We start from the raw sequence: 597 nt of genomic DNA on the forward strand, positions 1-597 counted from the left end.
ATCAGGTTCGAACACCACCGACATCGACAGGTAGTTTGGGTTGAGTTTCAGGGAGTAGATCATCTGCTGTTCTGCAACAGCGCGATCGCTGATGCCAGAGGCACGCAGGGCGACCAGGCTCTGTCCCATCGACGTGGCGACAGTACGGGCATAATCCAGTTCATTCTGTACGGCCAGTGCCTGGCTTTGGGCGATCTGACCGAGATAATCTTCAGCCAGCTTTCTTTGCTGCTGGCTGGACTGCCAGCTGAGCAGTCCAATCGTCACGCTGAAACCAAGGGTGATAGTCAGCACCCCGGTCAGCAGCATCAGTGTACGGGTACTCATTTTCTTTTTTGGAACCGACTGACTCTGCATCTGACTTCCCCCGATGTGGCAATAATGTGATCGCTATGTGTCTTCTTGTAACTAAAGTTTTCCCTGTGAGCGATCTATCGGCAGAAGCTGCACGATCTTTATCCGCTTATTGTTTCATCCCGTAATAAATTCAACAGGCAATCAATCTGGCAAAAAGAGCACGTTTGCAGGGTGGCGGAGCGGGTGGGGTTTGTGCCAAGCTAATAGCGGATCTAACCGTAATTTCATTCACCTTTTAAG

The 597-nt window shown here is 50.8% G+C and carries 1 pseudogene; it reads right to left on the reverse strand.

From position 1 onward, the window contains the following. Positions 1-357, reverse strand: a pseudogene (locus WH277_RS02410) (methyl-accepting chemotaxis protein); the annotation flags it as partial. Positions 358-597: the final 240 nt, after the last annotated feature.

Origin of the sequence: Erwinia sp. MYb416 (assembly GCF_037479575.1) — a bacterium.
GTDB lineage: Bacteria > Pseudomonadota > Gammaproteobacteria > Enterobacterales > Enterobacteriaceae > Erwinia > Erwinia rhapontici.